At 38.9% G+C, this 5,898-nt stretch carries 7 protein-coding genes; 6 read left to right on the top strand and 1 reads right to left on the bottom strand.

What is annotated here, in order from left to right; all coding sequences use genetic code 11:
• Positions 1–83: 83 nt before the first annotated feature.
• Positions 84–1,019: a malate dehydrogenase gene (gene mdh / locus ACIQ6T_RS11085; protein WP_395786372.1), complete on the bottom strand. Its 936-nt coding sequence runs from the start codon at positions 1,017–1,019 to the stop codon at positions 84–86.
• Positions 1,020–1,173: 154 nt separating this feature from the next.
• Here mdh and ACIQ6T_RS11090 point away from each other — a divergent pair, with 154 nt between their 5' ends.
• From ACIQ6T_RS11090 to ACIQ6T_RS11115, 6 genes are all read left to right on the top strand, one after another.
• Positions 1,174–1,599 (top strand): YkvA family protein, encoded by a 426-nt coding sequence (locus tag ACIQ6T_RS11090; RefSeq protein WP_395786374.1) that lies wholly within the window; start codon positions 1,174–1,176, stop codon positions 1,597–1,599.
• 61 nt (positions 1,600–1,660) lie between these two features.
• On the top strand, positions 1,661–1,867 hold the full coding sequence (locus ACIQ6T_RS11095; protein ID WP_315575355.1) for a twin-arginine translocase TatA/TatE family subunit: 207 nt from the start codon (positions 1,661–1,663) through the stop codon (positions 1,865–1,867).
• A gap of 79 nt (positions 1,868–1,946) precedes the next feature.
• Positions 1,947–3,356, top strand: coding sequence for an Asp-tRNA(Asn)/Glu-tRNA(Gln) amidotransferase subunit GatA (gatA, locus tag ACIQ6T_RS11100; RefSeq protein WP_395786376.1), 1,410 nt, complete (start codon positions 1,947–1,949; stop codon positions 3,354–3,356).
• The gene (locus tag ACIQ6T_RS11105; RefSeq protein WP_395786378.1) at positions 3,353–4,795 is read left to right on the top strand and encodes a transglycosylase SLT domain-containing protein; all 1,443 of its coding nucleotides are present in this window, start codon (positions 3,353–3,355) and stop codon (positions 4,793–4,795) included. The genes gatA and ACIQ6T_RS11105 overlap by 4 nt, the downstream gene beginning before the upstream one ends.
• Position 4,796: 1 nt before the next feature.
• Entirely contained in the window at positions 4,797–5,384 is a 588-nt protein-coding gene (gene ruvA / locus ACIQ6T_RS11110) for a Holliday junction branch migration protein RuvA (protein WP_395786380.1), read from the top strand.
• An 18-nt stretch (positions 5,385–5,402) separates the two neighbouring features.
• The coding region (locus tag ACIQ6T_RS11115) for a hypothetical protein (RefSeq protein WP_395786382.1) at positions 5,403–5,898 on the top strand (496 nt) is incomplete at its 3' end.

A 5,898-nucleotide genomic window follows, 5' to 3' on the forward strand; every position in this document is an offset into this window, starting at 1 on the left:
TCCAGTTATTGCCATCCGCTCAAAATAAAAAAAGGGCCATCTGTCGGTTGACAAATGGCCCTTTTACACTTTTGAATACTAGATTAGATAGACAAAGTCGCTAATACTGAATTCATATTACGAACGGCTTCAGCTGATTTATTGAAAGCAGCTTGTTCTTCTTCTGTTAATTTATAATCGACAATTTTCTCCCAACCGTTTTTGCCAAGTACTACGGGTACACCTAGGCAAATGTCTGATTGGCCATATTCGCCTTCCAGTGACACGCAACATGCCATGATTTTTTTCTCATCACGAACAATCGCCTCAACTAATGCTGCACCAGCAGCACCAGGAGCATACCAAGCCGAAGTTCCTAACAAGCCTGTTAAGGTTGCACCACCTACCATCGTGTCAGCAGCTACTTTATCTAAAGTTTCTGCATCTAAGAATTGGCTTACTGGAACGCCATTATAGGTTGCCAAACGCTTTAATGGAATCATGGTTGTATCTCCGTGACCACCGATTACCGTTCCGTGGATATCGTTGATTGAAACGTCCATCGCTTTTGCTAAATAGCATTTGAAACGAGCTGAGTCTAATGTTCCACCCATACCGATGATGCGGTGTTTATCCAATCCAGTTATTGATTTGGTTAAATAAGTCATTGTGTCCATCGGGTTAGAAATGATTACAATGATTGGATTTTTAGAGAATTTTAAAATGTTTTCAACAACACTTTTTACGATCCCTGCGTTAACGCCGATTAGCTCTTCGCGTGTCATACCTGGTTTCCGTGGCAAACCGGATGTGATTACAACAACATCTGAATTGGCTGTTTTTGAATAATCATTGGTTGAGCCAATTAATTTAGTGTCGAAACCAAATAAGGAAGCAGTTTGAAACATATCAAGCGTTTTGCCTTCCGCAATGCCTTCTTTGATATCTAATAATACTAATTCATCTGCTAATTCTTTTCTAGCGATGTTGTCAGCGCAAGTTGCCCCTACGGCACCAGCTCCTACTACGGTGATTTTCATTGTGTTTATATTTAGGAAAGATTGATTCAAAAACACCGCAAAAATAAGACATAATCGTCAAATGTAGTATCTATTTTAAAAATGAATTGAATTAGGGGTAAGTCGGCTTCATTTTAAAGTTGATTTTAGTATATTTAAAAATTAATTTTGAAAAATGGCCAAACAATCTAATTTTATTGATCGCATCGTTTCATCTTCCTTTTTTGAAAAAGCGTTAGAGAAAGCTGAATCTGCCATGTCACAGGATAAGTTAGGTTTATTGCGCATTGTTCAGCAATCCTTAAAAAAAGTTAGTGAACTAGCCGCTCAAAGTAATTTGACGGTGGTTAGATTGTTAAATCATTACGTTTTGTTGTTCAGTGAAATGATTAAAGCGTATGTGCAAGGGCGATACAAGAAATTGCCAGCTATTACGTTAGTAAAAATTGTAGCAGTTTTGTTTTACTTTGTTTCTCCATTTGATTTTATCCCGGATGTACTTCCTTTTATAGGATTTACAGATGATTTAGCCCTTGTATTATGGGTAGGTAAGTCAATCAAAAAGGAGTTAGATGAATTTGAAAAACATGTGAATGTTTGAGCCTTATTAAAGGATTTTTAACGACTATTGAATATATTTACAAAATTAAAAAATTGACACAATGAACATCTCAAGTATATTACTATTTTTAAATGGATTAGGTGGTGGTGAATTATTGCTTATCGGCTTAGCCATTCTTTTGTTTTTTGGAGGTAAAAAATTACCTGAATTGATGCGTGGACTTGGAAAAGGTATCCGCGAATTCCAAGATGCCAAAAATGAAGTAAAAGATCAAATCAATAAAGAACTAGACGAAACGAAGAAGTAATCTTTCGATTTTAGTTTTAAAATGCATAGTTGGTGTTTACGCCAACTATGCTTTTGTGTTTTAATGAATCCCCTTTTTAATGAATCAATTGCCCCTCCCATATTCGGAAATTCGTAGGCAGTTAAATGCAGGTGAGCAAACGTGCGTTGGCTTAATTCAAAATCATTTAGCCCAAATAGATGCGTATAATGATAAGCTAAATGCATTTTTAGCAGTTTACCGGGATGAGGCATTAGCGCGCGCCGAGGTAATTGATCAAAAAATAGCCGCGGGACAAGCAGGCTCATTAGCAGGTTTAGTTGTGGGTATTAAAGATTTACTTTGCTATGAATCGCACGGGTCCCAAGCAGGAAGTCAAATATTAAATGGGTTTGAATCTACTTTTTCTGCTACCGCAGTTCAGCGTTTATTGGATGCGGATGCGATTATCATAGGCCGACAAAACTGCGATGAGTTTGGGATGGGATCCACGAATGAAAATTCGTCTTTTGGTCCCGTTTTAAATTTTGCGAATACGGCCCATGTGGCAGGAGGAAGCTCTGGGGGGTCAGCCGTAGCCGTTCAAGCCGGTATGTGTCAGGTCTCACTTGGGACAGATACCGGTGGCTCAATCCGCATGCCAGCAGCTTTTTGTGGAGTTATGGGTTTGAAACCAACCTACGGTCGGGTGTCACGCTGGGGTTTAATTGCTTATGCATCATCTTTTGATTCCATCGGTCCGATAGCACATCATTTGGAAGATTTGGCTTTGGTTTTAGCGTGCATTGAGGGAGAAGACGGCTTTGATAGTACGCTGACCGAGGCGCCTAAAATGGCATACCAACCGAAAAAGCGTATTGCCTATATTAAAGAAATTGTCGAACACCCAAGTTTACAAAGTGAAATACGAGATGCTTTTTTTACGCAAGTGGAAGCTATCGAATCAACTGGTATTGAGGTAGTTAGCGTTGATTTTGCGTATTTAAACCAAATGCTTCCCACCTATTATGTCTTAACTACTGCTGAAGCTAGTTCTAATTTAGCTCGATTCGATGGCGTTAAATTTGGTCATCGGACTGAAAACCCAAAGGACCTAATGGACTTGTATAAAAAAACGCGTGAAGAAGGATTTGGAGAAGAGGTTAAACGACGTATTATGTTAGGTACGTTTGTGTTGAGCGCTGATTATTATGATGCTTATTATACGAAAGCACAGCAGGTTCGGAGACTTATTCAAGAGCGTACTTTGGCTATTTTGGCTGATGTAGATTTCATTATTTCGCCTACCACGTCTTCTACGGCTTACCGTTTGGGAGAAAAAACGGTAGACCCATTGCAAATGTATTTAGGTGATTTATTTACTGTTCAGGCTAATGTAACTGGATTGCCTGCCTTATCCATTCCGATGGGATTGGACTCAAATCTATTGCCGATGGGTTTCCAAGTCATGGGAAGGTCATTTGATGAAGCGGGATTATTGAACTTTGCGAAAATGATTCAAGCATCATGAAACAACTTAGTTTTGTCGTTCTATTTTGTCTTTTTGCTTTGCGTATTTCTGCGCAAATAACAGCCTCTACGTCATATCCGCAGGAAGTAAATGCGGGCAAATCTTATTTTCCAAGCGATGAATTGAATTTCGCTGATTCCTTAGCTAATGTTGAACAGGGATTACCTACGGCGCTAATGATCGATCCGTTACTTGTACAAAAGCGTTTAGCATCGTTGCAACAACGAATCCCACTTAATTACAATCTTCAAACGCATCAATTTGTTGAATATTTTGCTTTTAAAAAGGCCGAATTTACTAAACGGATGTTGGAGAAGCGCGATACGTATTTTCCGATTTACGAAAAATACCTAAAGCAATATAATCTTCCTGACGAGTTAAAATACCTATCATTAATCGAATCAGGTTTAGAACCGAAAGCACTATCAAATAAAGGAGCCGCTGGTTTGTGGCAATTTATGCCCTATACGGCACGTGGTGATTTTGGTATGCGTGTGGACTCGTTTGTAGATGAGCGCTTTGATGTTGAGAAAGCGACAGAGGCTGCGTGTAAATATTTAAGCCAATTACACCGTATTTTTGGCGACTGGCACATGGCTTTAGCGGCTTATAACACGGGTCCTGGCAATGTAAAACGTGCGATTCGAAAATGTGGGAAAAGTGACTTTTGGGGAATTTATGACTGTTTACCCAAACAAACACGTGCTTATGTTCCACAATTTATTGCCATGACCTACATGATGAATTACAATTGGGATCATGCAATTCAGGCTGAAAAATATCATCAAGTTATTCCTTCGGATACCATTCATGTGAAGGGATATTTAAATTTGGCTTTACTAAATCGGTTAGCATCGATTTCAACTGATACGTTTCGTGTATTAAATCCACATGTTTTAGCTGCGATTTTACCAGCAGATGTGCGAAAAATTATCATTCGAATTCCCAAAGATAAAGTTGCCTATTTTCAAGCAAACCGCCTTGCTATCTTAGATTCGGCAGGATATGTCAGTCGTTCAGATAGTCTGGCTTTTCAATTTGTGGACCGATTAGTTAAGAAAACAATCACTGTAAAACGTGGTCAAAACCTGTATGATATAGCGCGGATCGTAGGTACTTCGGTATCGGAACTCAAACGCGTGAATCATTTGCGGTCCAATCGATTAAAGAAAGGAAAGCGTATTGCGTATTATACGCGTATTCGTGAAAAAGTAAATTTGGCATCATCTAGTTTTGATGCGCCCAACGACTCCATACCAGTAGTTGTTCGTAAACCAGCCGCAAAAAAACAAATTAGATACTATAAAGTGCGGTCTGGAGATACCTTGTCTGATATTGCCGAACGGCATAACGGATTGACCGTTGAGAAATTAAAAAAAATAAATCATTTGCGTTCAAAGGCTATTTTACGCCCGGGAATGCGCTTACGAATTTCCTAATATGATCGCTTATTTAAAAGGTAAACTGGCGCACAAAGATCGGACGCATGTCATCATCGATGTGCAAGGTGTGGGTTATGAAGTTAAGATCTCTCTTCAGACATATGACGCTTTAGCTGATGGCAGTGAACTTTGTCATTTGTTTACGCATTTACAAATTAAGGAAGACTCACATACGTTGGTTGGCTTTCATTCCATGGATGAAAAATATCTTTTTTTAGATCTAATTAGTGTTTCTGGTATTGGTTTGAGTACTGCATTGGTGATGCTTTCTTCCTTTTCGTCCGGAGAAATCCGGTCGGCAATTATGAATGAGAATATCGGTCTGATTCAGTCAATAAAAGGAATCGGCTCGAAAACTGCCCAACGGGTTATTCTGGAATTAAAAGATAAGTGTAAGAAAGATATCTTGTTTGTGGATGCAGGTGCTGCTGCGCATGACAAGAGTTTTGGCGTAAAACATGAGGCTTTAGCTGCTTTAGTGACGTTAGGTCTTCCTAGAATTGCCGCTGAAAAAAGTTTGGATCAGCTATTAAAAGCAAATCCAGATGCTTCGATTGAGCAATTAATTAAGCTTGCATTACGTTAATCGTTTTTAAATAGATTCGTGCAAATTAGTCATAGACAACATTGGATTTCAAAAGCGCAGCAGTTCTTGTTGGTGATGAGTCTTTGTTTGTCAACTAATCTAGTAGCCCAAGAATTAGCGATTGATTCGAGTAAAATTTTAGAAAAAAGTGGCAGAAAGCCTCGTTATAGGCTCAAAAAGACCACTTTATCAAGCTACAGTACATCAACAAGTCGTTCTCCATTTTCGATTTATTCCGTGAAAGGGGCGAAGACTTCGACTGAAATTGCCAACGGCCAAATTATTCAAAAAGATCAGGTCGGAAATCTAACCGTTAATCCTACGCGTACTTTTTCATTAGAGAACTATTATCAGCGACAAAATACCCAAGTAAATCGAAGTTTTTGGACCGATTATGCGAAAGGCATTGATGGGAATAATTCCATCCAAAGCCGCGGACTTTTTCCCAAAATCGAATTACCACCTTCGATTGATCGAATTTTTGGCGGATCTGAAATTTACTTTAAACCGAACG

It is taken from the genome of Aquirufa sp., from assembly GCF_044377215.1.
Classification (GTDB): domain Bacteria; phylum Bacteroidota; class Bacteroidia; order Cytophagales; family Spirosomataceae; genus Aquirufa.

What these genes read in the sequence shown, in the direction of transcription:
- mdh (WP_395786372.1), bottom strand. Translation starts at nt 1,019, where the DNA reads ATGAAAATCACCGTAGTAGGAGCTGGTGCCGTAGGGGCAACTTGCGCT.
- ACIQ6T_RS11090 (WP_395786374.1), top strand. Translation starts at nt 1,174, where the DNA reads ATGGCCAAACAATCTAATTTTATTGATCGCATCGTTTCATCTTCCTTT.
- ACIQ6T_RS11095 (WP_315575355.1), top strand. Translation starts at nt 1,661, where the DNA reads ATGAACATCTCAAGTATATTACTATTTTTAAATGGATTAGGTGGTGGT.
- gatA (WP_395786376.1), top strand. Translation starts at nt 1,947, where the DNA reads ATGAATCAATTGCCCCTCCCATATTCGGAAATTCGTAGGCAGTTAAAT.
- ACIQ6T_RS11105 (WP_395786378.1), top strand. Translation starts at nt 3,353, where the DNA reads ATGAAACAACTTAGTTTTGTCGTTCTATTTTGTCTTTTTGCTTTGCGT.
- ruvA (WP_395786380.1), top strand. Translation starts at nt 4,797, where the DNA reads ATGATCGCTTATTTAAAAGGTAAACTGGCGCACAAAGATCGGACGCAT.